This is a genomic window from Lysobacter sp. CA196, assembly GCF_052078695.1.
In the GTDB taxonomy this organism is placed as follows: Bacteria; Pseudomonadota; Gammaproteobacteria; order Xanthomonadales; family Xanthomonadaceae; genus Lysobacter.
This window is the reverse complement of record NZ_JBQJIN010000021.1, coordinates 79,883-94,519: the sequence shown is the minus strand read 5'-3', so window position 1 is coordinate 94,519 and position 14,637 is coordinate 79,883. Positions and strand designations below refer to the sequence as shown.

The following is a 14,637-nucleotide window of genomic DNA, read 5'->3' as shown; positions in this document are numbered from 1 at the left end:
GCGGGTAAGCCTGGACATCCGTATGCCGGCGGAGGTGTTTCTGGAGAAGCTTTACAGGCGGCCGGTGAACTTCTCTATTGAGGACGTGCTTGCGGTGGGGTGATGCACTTGGATGTTGACTCCGCCTGGCCATGAAGCTGCTCCTGAAGGAAAGGGCTGCCGATGCGTCGGCGACACCCGATCCTGCACCCGGGAAAGTTAAGGCCGCGTGGCACGCGGCGGATTCATCCGGCCGTCGCGCCTTGCCTCATCGATTCTTGTGCAGCCGTGCGCCGGTCACAGTTGGCTCTTCAGCGGCAGGATGAATTTCTCGGCGAAGCGCTCGGTCCACGGACGTTGCTGCCAATGTTGCAGCGTGTACGGCGCGGCCTGGGCGAGGTCGGTTTCGAACACGCGGGTCATGCGCTCGGCGAATCCCGCGTCGTAGACGTTGAGGCTGGCTTCGTCGTTGAGCCGGAACGAGCGGATGTCGAAGTTGGTCGATCCCACCGACACCAGGTGCCGGTCCACGATCAGCAATTTGACGTGCATCATCGTCGGTTGGTATTCGTGGAACTCGATGCCGGCCCGAAGCAGCGGTTCCCAGCCGGCTTTCGAGGCCAGGCGGACGGCATCGGAGTCGGTATGTTTTCCCGGCACCAGGATGCGGATGCGCACGCCGCGCTTGCGCGCCGCCAACAGCGCCCGGGCGATCAGGTCGTCGGGGACGAAATAGGCCGCGGCCAGGTCGATCGAACGCGAAGACGCCGCGATCGCCATGAGGTACATCAGGTGCATGCTGTCGCTGCCGCCGGCCGGCGAGCTGAGAAACATCTGTGCGTCCATTTGGCCGGCCGGACGCAGCGTCGGGTAATACGCCGCACCGTTCAACACCTGGCCGGTGGTCTTGATCCAGTTGTCGCTGAAGGCCGCCTGCATCTGCGCCGCGACCGGCCCCTCGACCTTGAAATGGCTTTCGCGCCAATGCTCGGGGTCTTGCGCATGGCCCAGCCATTGATCGGCCACGCCCACGCCGCCGGTGAATGCGGTCGCGCCGTCGACCACCAGGATCTTGCGATGGGTGCGATTGTTGATCCGGTCCAGGCTATGCCAGGCGATCGGTCGATAGCGTTGGATGCGCACGCCGGCCTGCTGCATCTGTTCCAGCAATGCCGGGTCCATCTTGGCGCTGCCGAGCCAGTCGATGGTGAGGTGCACACGCACGCCGGCCCGGGCGCGTTCCGACAGTGCGTCGCTGAAGCGCTGGCCTATCTCGCCGGACCAATAGATGTAGGTCTCGAAGGTGATGGTGCGCCGCGCCGAGGCGATCGACTGCAGCATCGCCGGAAAGATCTCGTCGCCGTTGTGCAGATCGACCACGTGGTTGCCGGGCAACAGGGCCGGACCCAGCATCACCCCCATTTCCTGGCGGAACTGCGGGTCGGTCACGGCGTAGCGGTGCTCGGGCATGCGCTGCAGGCGCTTTTCCGGACCGGCCAGATTCACCGCCAGCCAACCGAGCAAGGTGGTGATCAGGACGGTCGCGACGATCGCCGAGGCGACTTGCTTTCGAGTCCAGCGTTCAGACATGAGTAGCGACCGTGAAGGGCGGGCGCGATGGTCTTCCCGAGGCCTGAGGATCGGCCGCGCACTGTGCAATCCATGCGAAGTTCCGACCGGGGGTGACGCGGCGCGTAACGAACGGTATGTATTGGGCGACGGGCTGGCATCGCGAGGTCGTTGCCGCCGCGGACCCGGGGTAGCGTGGCCGCTGGAAAATCATGCGGCGACGCAGCACAATCGCGCTCCAGCCGACGGCCGTGTCAGGGATCGACCGCATGAGTGCCATTCGTATCACCGTCCTCGCCGGGCTGCTGGCGCTCGCGCCGTTGCGCAGCGGCGCCGCCGAGGTTCTCGCCGCCGTGCAGGCGTCGCCGACGCAGCCGCAGACCGATTGCCGGCGCCTGTTGCAGTTGGCGCAGTGCCTCGCTTCGGTCGAGCTGAGCTCGAACTCGCCGCCGGACGAGGCCTATCGCGGCCAGTGGCAGCGTTACGCCGACAACGAAAGCCGGGCTTCGGTGCAACGCGGCCGTCTGCAGTTCGAGTCGATCGTGTTGCGCAACGGCCGCCATTTCTCGAAAACCAATGACGAGTCGCAAGCGGCGGCCAGCGCCGCCGAACTCGGCGCCTTGCTCGCCAGCACCCCGGTGATGTGGCTCGGCCTGCTGCTCGGCGAAAATTTCGAACTGCCCTTGCCCGGGCACGACGTCGATGCCGTCGGCGAGAACAGCTGGGCCTATGGGGTGGAGAAGTATCGGGTCCAGGTCAAGGCGCAGGGCGAGGGGCGTTATCGCATCGATCTCGTCAAAACCGCCACCACCGGCGCCGAAGCGCCCCCCGAAGCTGCGCCGCAGGCCGGCGAGTGCAGCGACGCCGAAGCCAAGGCCGGGCGCTGCGAGCAGCCCTTCGTCTTCAGCACCGCCGAGGACCGCGCCGCGCGCTTGGCCGAGTTGGCCCCGATCGGCTCGGGCTTCACCGCGATCATCGGCGTGCAAACGCCGACGCAGGCCTTGCCGGATGCGCTGTCGCTGAGCGGGTGGACGTCGAGCGACGGCAAAGCCTATGCCACGCTCGGCGATGCGCGCCGCGCCGCCGAGCCCGCTGCGAAGGAATGACCGAGACACTGCCGAAAGCGCAGCGCCTCAGTTCGGCAAGCGCACCGTCGGGTCGCCCAGCACCACCATCGCCAGCCGATCCATCGCCAGCAACTTGGCCTTGCGCGCGCGCGCTTCGGCGCCGAGCTCGTGCTCGTTGAACGCCTCGATGGCGTCGAGGTGGTCCAGCAGCAGGCCGGCGACCGCATCGTAATAGCCGTCCATGGCCAGGCCGATCGGCGGCCGCGCCGCCGAATGCAGGGCGGTGTACAAGGTGTCGACGATCAGCGCGTCGGTCATGCGCTGGCCGGTGTCGGGATCGCGCAGGGTCCAGTCGAAAGTCGGCTCGACATGGCCGACGAAGGCCGCCAAGGGGCGTTCGCCGCCGAGCAGAGCGCGCGGCACCGGCGCCGTGCACGGGCCGATTCCGGCCACCGCCGCCAACATCCGGCCGAGGCTGGATTGTTCGTCGACCAGGCCGTGGAAGGTCGAGGGCCGGTCGGCGCCGGCCGAACAACAGGCGTGCGCATACCAGATCGCGCCGGCCGGGTTCCAGGCCCGCAACAAGGCGCCGATGTCGAGTACGGCATGCTCGGTGTCGAGCATCGTGCCCAGTTGCGCCTTGAGTTGCACCGCGTCGTGGAGCGGAAACGTGGCGCCGTGGCTGGAGCTGAGCACGAAGGCGGGCTGGCATCGCTTCAGGCCGGCGTAGAAGTCCTCCAGCCGGGCCTGCGCGTCGGTCAGCAGCGACGGCGTGAAGCCGCCGGCGACCAAGGCCTTGAACAGGGTTTCGGCGATGGTCTTGCGCATCAGGAAGGTGATGTCGGGATGGCCGTGGTCCACCGCCCACAGCAGCGGCGCATCGACGTCGCGCTGCTGTCCCGGCCAATCGTTGAGCAGCGCATCGACATAACGCTCCAGGCCGGGCTCGTCGAGGTCGAGGCGGCCGACGAAGGCATCGGTCTGCAAGCGGTACTGGAAGCGCCAGGGGATCTGCTCGGGCGAACCGACGATCAACAGATAGCGCGGCACCGCGGTGTCGACGAGCGTGCCGCGGGTGCCGGACAGGCGCAGGCTGGCCGGCCCGCGGTGCGGGTAATAGCGTTGCAGGCGGCCATCCTGGGCGATCTCGGGGCGATAGCGGAACACCGGCGCGTTGCCGCGCGCGGCGATCAGCTTGCGGATCGCCGCCGGCGCATCGGCGGCGACCGCCTTGTCGGCATCGCTGAAGCCGTCGCGGTCGGGCAGGACCACGCCCCAGCCCACCCGCGGGTCCTGCCATTGCGCCAGGTCGAGCGCCGGTGCCGCGCCGCTGAGGTTGCGCTGGATCGACAACGCGCCGCGCAGGGCCCAGGCCGTCGATTGTTCGGAACAGGCGCCGCTGGCGGCGGCGTCGCCGCACCAGGCGTTGCTGAGCAACGGCTCATTGTCCGTCGACATGATCGAAGCTGCCGTCGGCGGAGGGCCACAGGGCGCGCGGCACGTTGGCCAGGCCGCGCTCCAGCGCTTCGATGCGTTCGGCCGCGCTCAGTTGCTGGCCGGCGGTGCGCAGCCACCAGGCTGCGGTTTCGGCGCGGATGCGGAACTCGTCCGACTCGGCCGGGGTGAAACCGAGCGGGCGGATGAAGACCTGCGCTTCGACGCCGCGCACGTACAGCACCGGCAACGACCACTCCGGCGAGGCCTGGGCGTCGCGGTTGCCGAGTTGCGAGATGGCGCTGCGCGCGTGGTACATGATCGGCGTCCATTCCAGGGTGGTGCTGGCGCGCTGCTTGAGTTCGTCGCGCGCGCGCAACAGCGCGGCCAGCGCTTCGGGATAGAAGGCGCGGGTGAATTCGTAGGCGTCCTTGGCGTCGACCGGTTCCATCATCGCGACCACCGCCGGAAAGCCGGCCGACACCACCTGGTTGGCCATCGATTGCAGACCGATGCCGCCTTGCCCGCTGGAGCAGCAGTTCAGCACCATCAGCCAGGGATTGCCGAGCGATGCGCCCAGGGTCACCAGGTCCTGCGACTGCAGGTTGATCGAGCCGGCGACGACGTCGGGGTTGTGCGCGGCGAACTGCACGTGGTCGTTGGCGGTGGCCAGCTCCAGCCATTGCCCGGCGCTGCCGGCGTGGCCGTGGCAGAAGAAATGCAGGATGTTCGGCGACCACTGGCGAATGCGCTGGGTCAGCCGTGCCGCGGTTTCGTCGATCGCCGCCACCTCGATGTCGGCCAGGCCGGCCGGGTCCTGCTGGATGTCCTGGCGGATGCGCGTGTGCAGGTCGGAGTCGCCGACCAGCAGCTTCAGCAGCACCGGCAGGCCGTCCCGGCGCGCGGCCAACACCGCATCGCGCAACAGTTCCCATTCCTTGCGCTGGTCGCCGATGCCGAGCGCGGAGATCACCGCCATCAAGCGCACCGGCGTGGTCAGCTCGCCGGGCAGCCGGCTCGGCGCGTTGATCGGATCGATGATGCGGGCGATCGGCCAGCGCGGGTCGAGGGCCACGAACTGTTCGTTGCTGTCGCACAGCATTTCCCAGTTGATCAGCTCGGCCTCGGATGGGCTGAGCATGACGAACAAGGGCCGGACCTGGGTCGGCAAGGTCTGGCTGAGGCTGTCGAGCACGCCGGAGATGCCCTGGTGTTGGCGCAAGGCGTCGCGCACCATGCGCCCGCGCGCGAGCACCGCGGTCTGGGTGTCCATGCCGGGCAGCTGATCGGCGCGCAGTTGCAGGCGGCCCATGGCGTGGCCGCCGGCGACCGGGAACGGTGCGCGCACGATGCGGGCGATCAGGTCGTTGTCGAGAATGTCGACGGCGAGGATGGTGCGCTCGTTCATGGCGCATCCTCGAGTTCGTCGGAATCCGACAGCTGCAGCTTGCGCTGCTCCAGGTCTTGCTTGGCCTTGTGGATGCGCGGGTTCAGGTCGAGCGAGTCGCCGCTGATCTGTTCGATCTGCAACTGGAAATCCTCGATCTGGTTCATACGTTCGATCTGGACCTGCAGCAGATCCTGTTGCGGGTAGGCGGCCGCGCCGACCTCGATCGCGAAAGCATCCTCGATGCCGGCCTCGATGCCGGCCTCGATCGGCTCCTCCATCGGCGCCTCGGTCGGCGCCGGGATCGGCGCTTCGACCGCGGCCTCGACGGTGGGCGGCGCGTCCTGTTCGATCTCGACCAGGCGCTGCTCGATTTCGCCGCGCAGGCGGCGTTGCTCGATCTCGCCGACCGCCTGGCGCAACAGGTCGATCGTGTCCATGGCCGCGTCGAGGTCGCGCTGGACGATGGCTTCGGGGATGACTTGGTCGCGCAGCACCTGTTGGTACTGCACCTGGACCTGTTCGGCCAGACGCTCGGTCGCGGCGGTGACCGCCGAAATGCTTTTGGCCGCGGCCTGCAGCGCATAGGGGCTGCGCGTGGCCGATGCCGCGGCCGAGGGCGGCAGCGACTTCAGGGCCGAATCGCGCTGAGTGTCGTTGCGCGAATACAGCTCGATGTGGCTGCGCACCTGTTCGGACAGTTCGGTCTCGTCGGCGGCGCCGCGGGTCGGCGCCAGCAGATAGGGTTGGCAGTACAGATACAGGGCGCGCGACTGCGGCGGCGGTTCGGCCGTGCGTGCGTGGACGAAGCGATAGCTCTGCGCCAACGCCGCAGGGTTGTCGTAGGCCGCATTGAACAGCAGCATCGGACCCGGCAACGATTGCGCGATCTCGTCGGCCAGGGCGCGCAGGCCGACCGGGTTGTGGTTGTCGCGCGAGGCCGAGAACGCGGTCGCCCAGGCGCCGACCTGGGTCAGGAAGCTGGTGAGCTCGCAGGCACCGACCGGGCCGGCCAGATAGTTCTCGCTGCGGCCCAGGGGCGACTGCGCCAACAGCATCGCCCCGGCCGCGCCGGACAGATGGCCGTGGCAGACGAAGTGCACGGCATCGGTGCTGTAGGGCTTCAAGGCCTGGCGCATCCACAGCAGCCATGGCGAACGCAGGGTGCCGCTGGCGTCGAGCAGGCGCGAGGACGGGTCCTCGACGACGTAGCGTTCGGCATCGGCGGGCGAGTGCAGGATCAATTCGGCCGGCCCGGTGGGCAGGTGCCGCACCGGTTCGCCCATCTCCGAGTCGGCGAACACGTGCAGGCGCAGCGGCCGGTCGATCGCGGACAGGATCGCCTGGATCGCCTCGATCAGGCCATCGCGGATATGCGCATGCTCGCAATTGAGCGGCGCGCTGGCGCAGACCGCGATGTCGAGCATGCTCGCGCTTTCGCGCGGCGGCGGGAAGAGAAAGTCCGGCAGCATCAGCACCGGCGTGTGCAAAGCGTCGACCAGCAAGCGTTCCCACGGCAGATAACGCAGCGCGCCGTAGGGTTTGACCAGGTGGACCCACAGCGGGCGCGCGGCCTCGCCGTGCTGCAACCAGGCCGAGCGCAGGCTCTCCAGCAAGCGCGGCGGCAGATGGAACTGCGACTCGTCCGGGCGCGAGCGCAGGTCCGAGGCGATCGACGGCGCCAGCCCCCATTCGTCGATGCCGCCCTCCCACAGCGGCAGGCTCTGCAGCCTGCCGTCGGCTTGGAACTGCAAAGTGGCGCGCACGCGATGGAGCCGCATCAGCTCCATCTTGAGCGTGACGATGTCGTTCTCGCGTTTGAGCAGTTCGGACATGGCGCGGTACGGGCGCTCAGCGGCTGGAGGCGAGGTTGTGCGCCAGCCACCAGGTCGATGCGTTGCTGATGTCGCCGTGGCCGCCGATGGTGCGCGTGCCGCGGATGCCGACGATGCGGCCGCCGGCGCCGAAATCGTAGGCCGACGCCGGGTCCTGGATGTCGAGCACCGCCTGCGCCGAGGCCTGCGGGCCGTAGCCGCCCAGGGCGGCGTACTTGCTCGGCGAGTCGCCGGCGGCGAGCGGCTGTTCGCCGAGGTCGTGATCGCGCCGCAAGGCCAGGTGGAAGGTCTTGGACAGGGCGATGTCGCGCCCGCTGAAGGTGGCGACCACCGGCCGTTCGATACGTTGCAGGTTGCGGTGGTAGCCGCCGACCCGGCCGCTGTCCGGCACCTGCGCGGCGAACGCGTACTGCGACATCGCCGGCTGCAACAGCAGCGCCGAATGCACCTTGCGCAGGCCGTCCGGCAGCGACGCGGTGGCCGACATCACCACCTTGCAGCCGAAGGAATGGCCGAGCAGGTGGATGCGCGCTTGCGAGCGGCGCAGCAACTCGGCCAGCAGTTGCGACACGCCGCGGCTGCCGACCTTGCCGGAGCGGTCCTTCATTTGCCACACCGTGAACGGCTTGATCAGGTTGCGCGGGTCGAGTTTCTTCAGCGCGTCGCCGAAACCGCCAGCGGCGGCCGGGCCGCCCGCGACCGGCGTCGCCACCGCGCCGACGTCATCGAAATCCGGTGGCGCCTCGGTCAGGGAGGCCGCCGCCGCGAGCAGGTCGTCGGCCGATGCCGGTGCGGCGTCGTGGCCCTCGTCGTCGGGCGTGAGCACGCTCGCCAACAGTTCGGCGAGCTCGCGCGATTCCGCCTCGGACAAGGCCGGGGTCTGGCTCAGCGCGTGGAAGCGTTCGCGACGCTCCGGCGCCAGCAACGCGGCGATATCGGCCATCTGCTGGCGGCCGCTTTCCACATCGTCGCCGGCGCCGGCGAAGCCCGGGCCGGTTTCGCTGTCGAACCACGACAGGGCCTGGCTGGGCCAGAAGATGCCGATCAACAGCGGCCGATAGCCGGCCGGAGCGGTCAGGCCGAATCGCCGGCGCTGATCGATATAGCCGTTGATGAAGCTCGCATAGCGTTCGCTGGCGGCTTCCCAGTCGTTGTTCCAGCCGTGCGAGAACAAAAAGATGTCGCTGTGCCCGTCCAGATGGTCGAGCACGTGCTGGCGCGTCAACGGCCCTTCGCAGGCCCCGTCCTTGTCGAACGGCACGATGTAGTACGGAAACGCCGTGCCTTCGGCGGTGACGAATTGCTTGTACGGTCCAACCGGTATCAGTGCTGGCATGCCGAGTCCCCCTTCTCGAAGGGAGCGGCGCCGATGGCGCCGGGCTGACTCCCTAGCCTGATTCAAGAAACGGCGAAAGCCTCGCGCAGCGGCCATTCCCGGCGAGGCCAGGGCGGGTCGCGGGCGCCGCTGCGGTCGGCGCGGGCGGGCACATTGGTGCGTGGCGCATCGAATTTGCGCACCTCGGCCATGGCCTGCGCTGCGCGGGAATCGCGTTTGACCTCTCGGGTCAGGGGCTCGACCGACGATGCCGCAGGGGGAGGGTTCGCCGTTCCGGCCTTGCGGTGCTTCGAGTCGAAGGGCGCTGGCGGGGAGAAGCGGGATGGGTGGCGAAGTCAAAGTCAGTCTGCGCAGCGGTCGCCAGGTCAGCCTGGCCGAATGGGACGAGTACAAGCCGCCGGTGCATGGGGACGGTCTGCAGAACAAGCGCTGGAACGCCTTGAGCGCGCGCGACGGCATGGCGTTCTACGACTCGACCGTGCACTACATGCGCAACGACTGGGCGCGCAAACATATGCCCGGAGAGCATGTTTCGCTGGGCCGGGACAACCTGCTGCTGTTCTACAGCGCGGGGACCAAGACCTGGCATTCGGCCGACGCTCTCGACATCGACCACGTCAAGCCGTGGAAGGCGCATCTGACCGGCTTGGGCGTCAACAATTACGCCGACGCCCACCGCGCCTACAACGATGTCGGCAACCTGCGCCTGTTGCCGTCGGTGTACAACCGGGCGCGCGACAGCGCCGACCGGATCCTGTTGCATGGCGCCGACTCTAGCCAGTGGAAGGCCTGGGCCAACGAACGCTGCGGCTTCGATCCGTCGGTCGAGCCGCCGAAGTACGACCCCGAGCGCGACATCGCCCGGCGTACCGGCGCCACGGTGAACCAGGCCTGGTCGCCCGAGGACGGACGCAAGGGCCTGGCCTTCGATGCCGGCGTGCGCGGCAAGTGGTTCGAGCAGCAGCTCAAGGAGAGCTACGTCGGCACGGTGGTGGCGACCAGTCCGCTCGACGGATCCAAGCAGAACGTGCCGCTGTTCCGCTGCGCCGCCACCCAGCAACTGGTTACCCGCGATGCCCTCGACATCGACCATCGGATTCCGTTCGAGATCGTGGCCCAGGAGATGGTCAAGCATGCCGGCCCTGGCGGCCTGACCAAGGCCAATGCGCTCGACGCCTACAACGACACCTCGAACCTGCGCCTGGTGGGCCGTGGTGCCAACAGCTCGCACGAATGGGAGCTCAACGTTTCCGGTGAATACCGCGACGAGGAGGTGGCGGAAATCCGCGGCGAATTCGACGGTTTCATGGTCGGCAGGAACACCGGCGTCAGTGGGGTGAGTTCGCTGATCAGCGCGCATTTCGATACCACGCCCAAGGCATCGTCGAGTTCGGCCATGGACATGCGCGAAGACGCGCCGGCGTTCCAGCCGGTAGTGCGGCGCAAGGGCGCCGAGCCCAGCGTCTCGTCGTCGGCGAGCGCGCCGATGACGGACGGTCCGAAGAGCGTCCTGCCGAGTGCTTCGGCGATGGACACGACCGCCTTGGACCTGCCGAGCATGCAGGCCAAGAAGAGCGGCGCTTCGGCGTTCGCCTCCCCACCGACTCCGAGTCTTGGCGGGTCGAATCCGAGCGTGCAAGCGTTCGCAAGTTCGACGCCCGCGCCATCCGGCTTCGGTACTTCTGCGTTCGGTCCGTCTGCTTTTGCCAGCCCGGCTTTCGGCGCTACGCCTTTCGGCACGTCGGTCTTCGGTACGCCAGGCTTCGGCACATCGGGCTTCGGCGCACCGAGTCCGGTCTCGGCCTTCGCATTGCCGTCGCTGCCGGTCGCGCAAGCGCCCCTGATCACCGAATCGACCAGTCCGCATAACGCGGCCTTTCGCAGCACGCTGGTCAAGGTCGAGGACCTGGTCAAGAAATCCGGCGGAACGATGTCGTCGCAGCAATGCCAGAACGCGACCGGGGCGCTGATGCGCGCGGCCCGCGACAACCAGCTTGCGAGCATCGACTACGTCGCCCGCAGCGACAATGGCGACAAGCTGTTCGCGGTCTCCGGTGCCCCGCATTCGCCGTTCCAGCGGTGGGCGGAAGTGCCGACCTTGCAGGCGGTAGCGCAAACGATCGGGCAGAGCAGCGAAGCCTTGAGCCGGGCCACTGCCCTGGCGTCGCTGTCCAGCCAAGGGCCGGTGCAGAACCCCGGCATGACCAAATAAGGCATCGCCGACGGGCTTCAAGCCCTTCGCGCCATCTCCGCAGCGCGGGCCGTCGACGCCGGACGGCGCCGACGACCCGCAACTCAATTGGTGGGCTGATAGGACGGGGCGTTGGACGGCTGCATCAACGACAGCGGCGATGTGCCCTGGAAGATGATCTTCGACGAGCACTTCATGAACAAAGTGTCGGGAATCACGTACAGATAGCCCTTGTTGATCGCTTTTTCGATCAGGTCGGGCTTGGTCAGCACCTCGAACTTGTCCTTGAGCACATCGATGTATTGCTCGACCGTGCGCGAGGAGATCGACAGCAGTTCGGCGATGCGCTTGGAGGTGCCGCCGCGCAACAGGAAGAACAGCACCTCGTACTCGCGGCGAGTCATGTCGATGTCGGCTTCCGGGTCGGCATGGACCTGGCCGGTCTGCGGCTGGCTGTTGATCGAGGCCTGGTGCGGGCCGGGGTTGCCGAAGTAGGAGCCGAGCGCGCCGGCGTTGATCGCGGTGATGTCGGTGCCGTGGAACAGCACGCCGCGGATATTGGTTTCCTGATCGAAGAACGGCTTCTTGACGATCAGGAACGCTCGCCATTTCGCGCACTTGAAGCGGTGCACGTTCAAGGTGGTGATGGAGATCTGCCGTTCCATCACGTACTTGTCCTGCTCGCGAAAGGTCTTGCCGTGCGAAGCGACTTCGCAGGGCAGGTCGAAATCCGAGAGCCCGTCCACGTCCTCGTCGGGCTCCAGGCCGACCAGGGCCTTGAACTCGGTGTTGGCGTAGAGGAATTTCGAGTCCTGGTCCTTGCAGGCGCAAGGTCCGGGCATTTGCTCGATCATGGAAGAAAGTGCCGAACTGATTGCGATTGCCATGGTGGGACATCCTTGTTGAAGGGCAGCAATTCCGAATCTTTCCGGAACGAATAGGTTGGACTTCCTCGATAATGCGGTTCGCAGGGTTCCACGCAGCAAGGGAAGCCCCCGTTGCCTGGATCGGGCCGTTCGCAGCCTCGGTCCGCTACAGCGCAGCGGGCCGGGGGTTGTCACTGCTGGGCGCTTCGGCGTATGTCCTGTGGTCCGTCATGCCGTCGACGCATCCGTACCGCCAGCCGCTACGCTCCCTGCCGATCACCATCCGCGCGCCCACATGGTTTTTATGTGTCGAGTAATGGGCGCGGCCTGCCCGCAGTGCGGGACCGGCGTGATCCAGGTTGAGTTCCCGCTTGTCGGTGCAGTCTGCCGGGCGTCGTTCCTTGCGAGTCGCTGCAAGGATCCGACCGTGTTCGCGAGTTTTGGTTCAATCGAACGTTGCGAGACAGGCTTGCACGTCTTGAGCCGGACTTCAGGCTGACTACTGCGCATCTTCCGAGGGTGTGGCGGCTTCGGAATCGTGCCGAGCTATTTAAACGTGATGCATGGATTTATTGTGTGATAAGCATTGGGAATCGTGCAGCGCAAGCCAAGTATCAATCGATTGCGTTACCGGTCTGTGATCGCAATGACGCTTTCGCAATCGAATGAAAGAGCGCGTGAAGATGCGAAATATCCCTTAAAACAAGGGAAATCGAGATGCATGGAGAAATCTCGACAGCATTCGAATTCTCCTGGCTAGTGACAAATGACACAAAGTCGAAGAGCGTGAACTCGATCGGTTTCGACGAACGATTTTCATCGTCTGCATCGATAGTTTTGCCGGGAGTTTGAAAGCCTGTTTCCGATGATGCCAATCGGTTCAGCGTATTCATTCGCCCGCCGATCGCTGTCGTCGCCGGTTACGGATGACATCGGTGGCATTCGCCGCTTGGCGTGTCGAACCAGGCGCTATCGGCTATCGAACCGCGTTGCGCGGGGCTTGGGAGCGCGCCGCCTGCGCCTCGCGCGAGGCGTACGGCGCCGTTCGCGCTTATGCCGATGACAGTGGCGTGGGTGGGATCGGCGCGAGTCGGATCGATGCGCTCATACCGCATCGGTATTGCGCATGAGGAATATCTTGGTAAAGAAATAATCTATAAAGAATAAGTCGACATAACGAAGCAGGCCCACCGCGAACGGTGGGGCCTGCCCGTGATTCCGCCATCGAGTTCGCGAATGCCTTGCGGCCTTCGCTATCCGGCTCAGCTATCCGGCTCAGGCCACCATCGAGGAGGGATCGCTGTGCAGGATGAAGCCCTCGTAGTCGGCGTCGGCGACTTCGCGCAGTTTGGCGCGATAGCCGGCCAGGCCGCCGAAGTAGAACAGCACGCGGCTGCTCCTGCCGTCGATGTTTTCGCCGAAGATCCACGACTTGACCTTCGGGAACAAGGTATAGGCGGCGATTTCCTTGCAGGTCGCGGTCCAGGCTTCCTCGGCCTCGCGGGTGGTCTCGATGACCGGCGTGGACTCGCCTTCGGCCCAGCCGATCAGCTCGCCGATCCACTCGACCTGGCTCTCGATGCTCGGCGGCAGGTTGCTGAAGGCGCTGTTCGGGCCGAGCACCATGAACATGTTCGGGAAGCCCGCGGTGGCGACGCCCAGGTAGCTGCTCGGTGCGTCCTTCCAGTGGTGCTGCAGGGTTTCGCCGCCGCGGCCGCGGATCTCCATCTGGTTGTAGCTGCCCTCGACCGTCTCGAAGCCGGTCGCGAACACCAGCAGGTCGAGTTTGTGCTCGACGCCGTCCTCGGTCAGTACGCCGTTGGCGGTGAGTTCCTTGATCGGGTTCTCCGGCAGGCTGACCAGGCTCACGTTCGGCAGATTGTAGGTCTCGTAGTAATCGTTGGTGCAGACCGGGCGCTTGGCGTAGAGGTCGGTCGGGCACAGCTTGCGCGCGGTGTCCGGGTCCTTGACGATCTGGCGGATCTTGGCGCGGATGAAGTCCGAGGCGGCCTGGTTGGCGGCCGGGTCGACGGCGATGTCGGAGAAGGTGCCGAACATGAAGCGGAAGCCGTTGCCGATCTCCCAATGGTGCTCGAACACTTTCTGGCGTTCTTCTTCCGACACGCTCATCGCCGAGACGCCGCTTTCCTCGAAGCCGCAGGCGATGCGCGAGTTGCGGATGCCGTCCCAGATCTGCTCGAAGTTGTTCTTGTACTCGGCGACGTAGGCTTCGCTGACCTGGCGGCTGCCGGCGGGCACGCAGAACTGCGCCGAACGCTGGAACACGGTCAGGTGCCGGGCGAGCTTGGACGCGGCGCAGATGAACTGCACGCCGGTCGAGCCGGTGCCGATCACGCCGACGCGCTTGCCTTCCAGCGACAGGTCGGCCGGCCAGGCGCCGGTATGCACGATCTGGCCCTGGAACTGGTCGCGCCCCGGGATCTGCGGGATCACGATCTTGGACAGCACGCCGACCGCATTGACCAGGTAGCGGGCGGTGAACAGCTCGCCGGTGCTGGTGGTCAGGGTCCACACATGGTGGATCTCGTCGAACACGGCGCTGTCGATGCCGGTCTTCAGCTGGATGTCCTTGGCCAGGCCGTGGCGATCGACCACCGCCTGCAGGTAGCCGAGCATCTCGGGCTGGTCGACGTAGCGGCTGCGCCAGTCCCAGTTCTCGGAGGTTTCCTTGTCGAAGGAATAACGATAGACGAAGCTCTCGGTGTCGGCGCGCGCGCCCGGGTACTTGTTCCAGTACCAGGTGCCGCCGACGCCGCTGGCCTTGTCGAAGGCACGGACCTTGAGGCCTAGCTCGTTGCGCAGCTTGTGCAGCATATAGATGCCTGCGAAGCCGGTGCCGATTACGATCGCATCGAAGTGGGTCTTGTCATTGTCGATCACGGATTGACTCCTTGGAGCTCCTCAGCGTCCCCGATCACTCGGAAGGCCTGGCGTCGGAGTAGTTTCGGGAAA

The 14,637-nt window shown here is 66.4% G+C and carries 11 protein-coding genes; 2 read left to right on the top strand and 9 right to left on the bottom strand.

The window, feature by feature from the left end:
- Positions 1–276: 276 nt before the first annotated feature.
- Positions 277–1,569, bottom strand: coding sequence for a phospholipase D-like domain-containing protein (locus tag ACTOWK_RS17300; RefSeq protein ID WP_441331345.1), 1,293 nt, complete (start codon positions 1,567–1,569; stop codon positions 277–279).
- A 248-nt stretch (positions 1,570–1,817) separates the two neighbouring features.
- Between ACTOWK_RS17300 and ACTOWK_RS17295 the strand changes: the two genes are divergently transcribed.
- A complete protein-coding gene (locus ACTOWK_RS17295; RefSeq protein ID WP_441331344.1) occupies positions 1,818–2,654 on the top strand; it encodes a hypothetical protein in 837 nt (278 codons plus the stop codon).
- Positions 2,655–2,681: 27 nt separating this feature from the next.
- Here the strand turns inward: ACTOWK_RS17295 and ACTOWK_RS17290 are convergent, their stop codons facing one another.
- The 5 genes from ACTOWK_RS17290 to ACTOWK_RS17270 all read right to left on the bottom strand — a co-directional run bounded on the left by ACTOWK_RS17290 (position 2,682) and on the right by ACTOWK_RS17270 (position 8,798).
- Positions 2,682–4,073, bottom strand: coding sequence for a hypothetical protein (locus ACTOWK_RS17290; protein ID WP_441331343.1), 1,392 nt, complete (start codon positions 4,071–4,073; stop codon positions 2,682–2,684).
- Positions 4,057–5,457 (bottom strand): CHAT domain-containing protein, encoded by a 1,401-nt coding sequence (locus tag ACTOWK_RS17285; protein WP_441331342.1) that lies wholly within the window; start codon positions 5,455–5,457, stop codon positions 4,057–4,059. The genes ACTOWK_RS17290 and ACTOWK_RS17285 overlap by 17 nt, the downstream gene beginning before the upstream one ends.
- Positions 5,454–7,271 (bottom strand): hypothetical protein, encoded by a 1,818-nt coding sequence (locus ACTOWK_RS17280; RefSeq protein ID WP_441331341.1) that lies wholly within the window; start codon positions 7,269–7,271, stop codon positions 5,454–5,456. The genes ACTOWK_RS17285 and ACTOWK_RS17280 overlap by 4 nt, the downstream gene beginning before the upstream one ends.
- 16 nt (positions 7,272–7,287) lie before the next feature.
- On the bottom strand, positions 7,288–8,607 hold the full coding sequence (locus tag ACTOWK_RS17275; RefSeq protein WP_441331340.1) for a hypothetical protein: 1,320 nt from the start codon (positions 8,605–8,607) through the stop codon (positions 7,288–7,290).
- Between the two features lie 62 nt (positions 8,608–8,669).
- Positions 8,670–8,798: a hypothetical protein gene (locus ACTOWK_RS17270; RefSeq protein ID WP_441331339.1), complete on the bottom strand. Its 129-nt coding sequence runs from the start codon at positions 8,796–8,798 to the stop codon at positions 8,670–8,672.
- Positions 8,799–8,929: 131 nt separating this feature from the next.
- Here ACTOWK_RS17270 and ACTOWK_RS17265 point away from each other — a divergent pair, with 131 nt between their 5' ends.
- Entirely contained in the window at positions 8,930–10,819 is a 1,890-nt protein-coding gene (locus ACTOWK_RS17265; RefSeq protein WP_441331338.1) for an XVIPCD domain-containing protein, read from the top strand.
- Between the two features lie 83 nt (positions 10,820–10,902).
- Here the strand turns inward: ACTOWK_RS17265 and ACTOWK_RS17260 are convergent, their stop codons facing one another.
- The 3 genes from ACTOWK_RS17260 to ACTOWK_RS17250 form a co-directional block, all read right to left on the bottom strand.
- Positions 10,903–11,640 (bottom strand): helix-turn-helix transcriptional regulator, encoded by a 738-nt coding sequence (locus ACTOWK_RS17260; RefSeq protein ID WP_441331337.1) that lies wholly within the window; start codon positions 11,638–11,640, stop codon positions 10,903–10,905.
- A 638-nt stretch (positions 11,641–12,278) separates the two neighbouring features.
- Positions 12,279–12,557 (bottom strand): hypothetical protein, encoded by a 279-nt coding sequence (locus ACTOWK_RS17255; RefSeq protein ID WP_441331336.1) that lies wholly within the window; start codon positions 12,555–12,557, stop codon positions 12,279–12,281.
- Between the two features lie 382 nt (positions 12,558–12,939).
- Positions 12,940–14,565: a flavin-containing monooxygenase gene (locus ACTOWK_RS17250; protein ID WP_441331335.1), complete on the bottom strand. Its 1,626-nt coding sequence runs from the start codon at positions 14,563–14,565 to the stop codon at positions 12,940–12,942.
- Positions 14,566–14,637: the final 72 nt, after the last annotated feature.

Excerpts from the sequence above, each read along its gene's own strand:
- ACTOWK_RS17260 (WP_441331337.1), bottom strand. The coding sequence starts at position 11,640 with ATGCCCGGACCTTGCGCCTGCAAGGACCAGGACTCGAAATTCCTCTAC.
- ACTOWK_RS17270 (WP_441331339.1), bottom strand. The coding sequence starts at position 8,798 with ATGGCCGAGGTGCGCAAATTCGATGCGCCACGCACCAATGTGCCCGCC.
- ACTOWK_RS17265 (WP_441331338.1), top strand. The coding sequence starts at position 8,930 with ATGGGTGGCGAAGTCAAAGTCAGTCTGCGCAGCGGTCGCCAGGTCAGC.
- ACTOWK_RS17280 (WP_441331341.1), bottom strand. The coding sequence starts at position 7,271 with ATGTCCGAACTGCTCAAACGCGAGAACGACATCGTCACGCTCAAGATG.
- ACTOWK_RS17295 (WP_441331344.1), top strand. The coding sequence starts at position 1,818 with ATGAGTGCCATTCGTATCACCGTCCTCGCCGGGCTGCTGGCGCTCGCG.
- ACTOWK_RS17290 (WP_441331343.1), bottom strand. The coding sequence starts at position 4,073 with ATGTCGACGGACAATGAGCCGTTGCTCAGCAACGCCTGGTGCGGCGAC.
- ACTOWK_RS17300 (WP_441331345.1), bottom strand. The coding sequence starts at position 1,569 with ATGTCTGAACGCTGGACTCGAAAGCAAGTCGCCTCGGCGATCGTCGCG.
- ACTOWK_RS17285 (WP_441331342.1), bottom strand. The coding sequence starts at position 5,457 with ATGAACGAGCGCACCATCCTCGCCGTCGACATTCTCGACAACGACCTG.
- ACTOWK_RS17255 (WP_441331336.1), bottom strand. The coding sequence starts at position 12,557 with ATGAATACGCTGAACCGATTGGCATCATCGGAAACAGGCTTTCAAACT.
- ACTOWK_RS17275 (WP_441331340.1), bottom strand. The coding sequence starts at position 8,607 with ATGCCAGCACTGATACCGGTTGGACCGTACAAGCAATTCGTCACCGCC.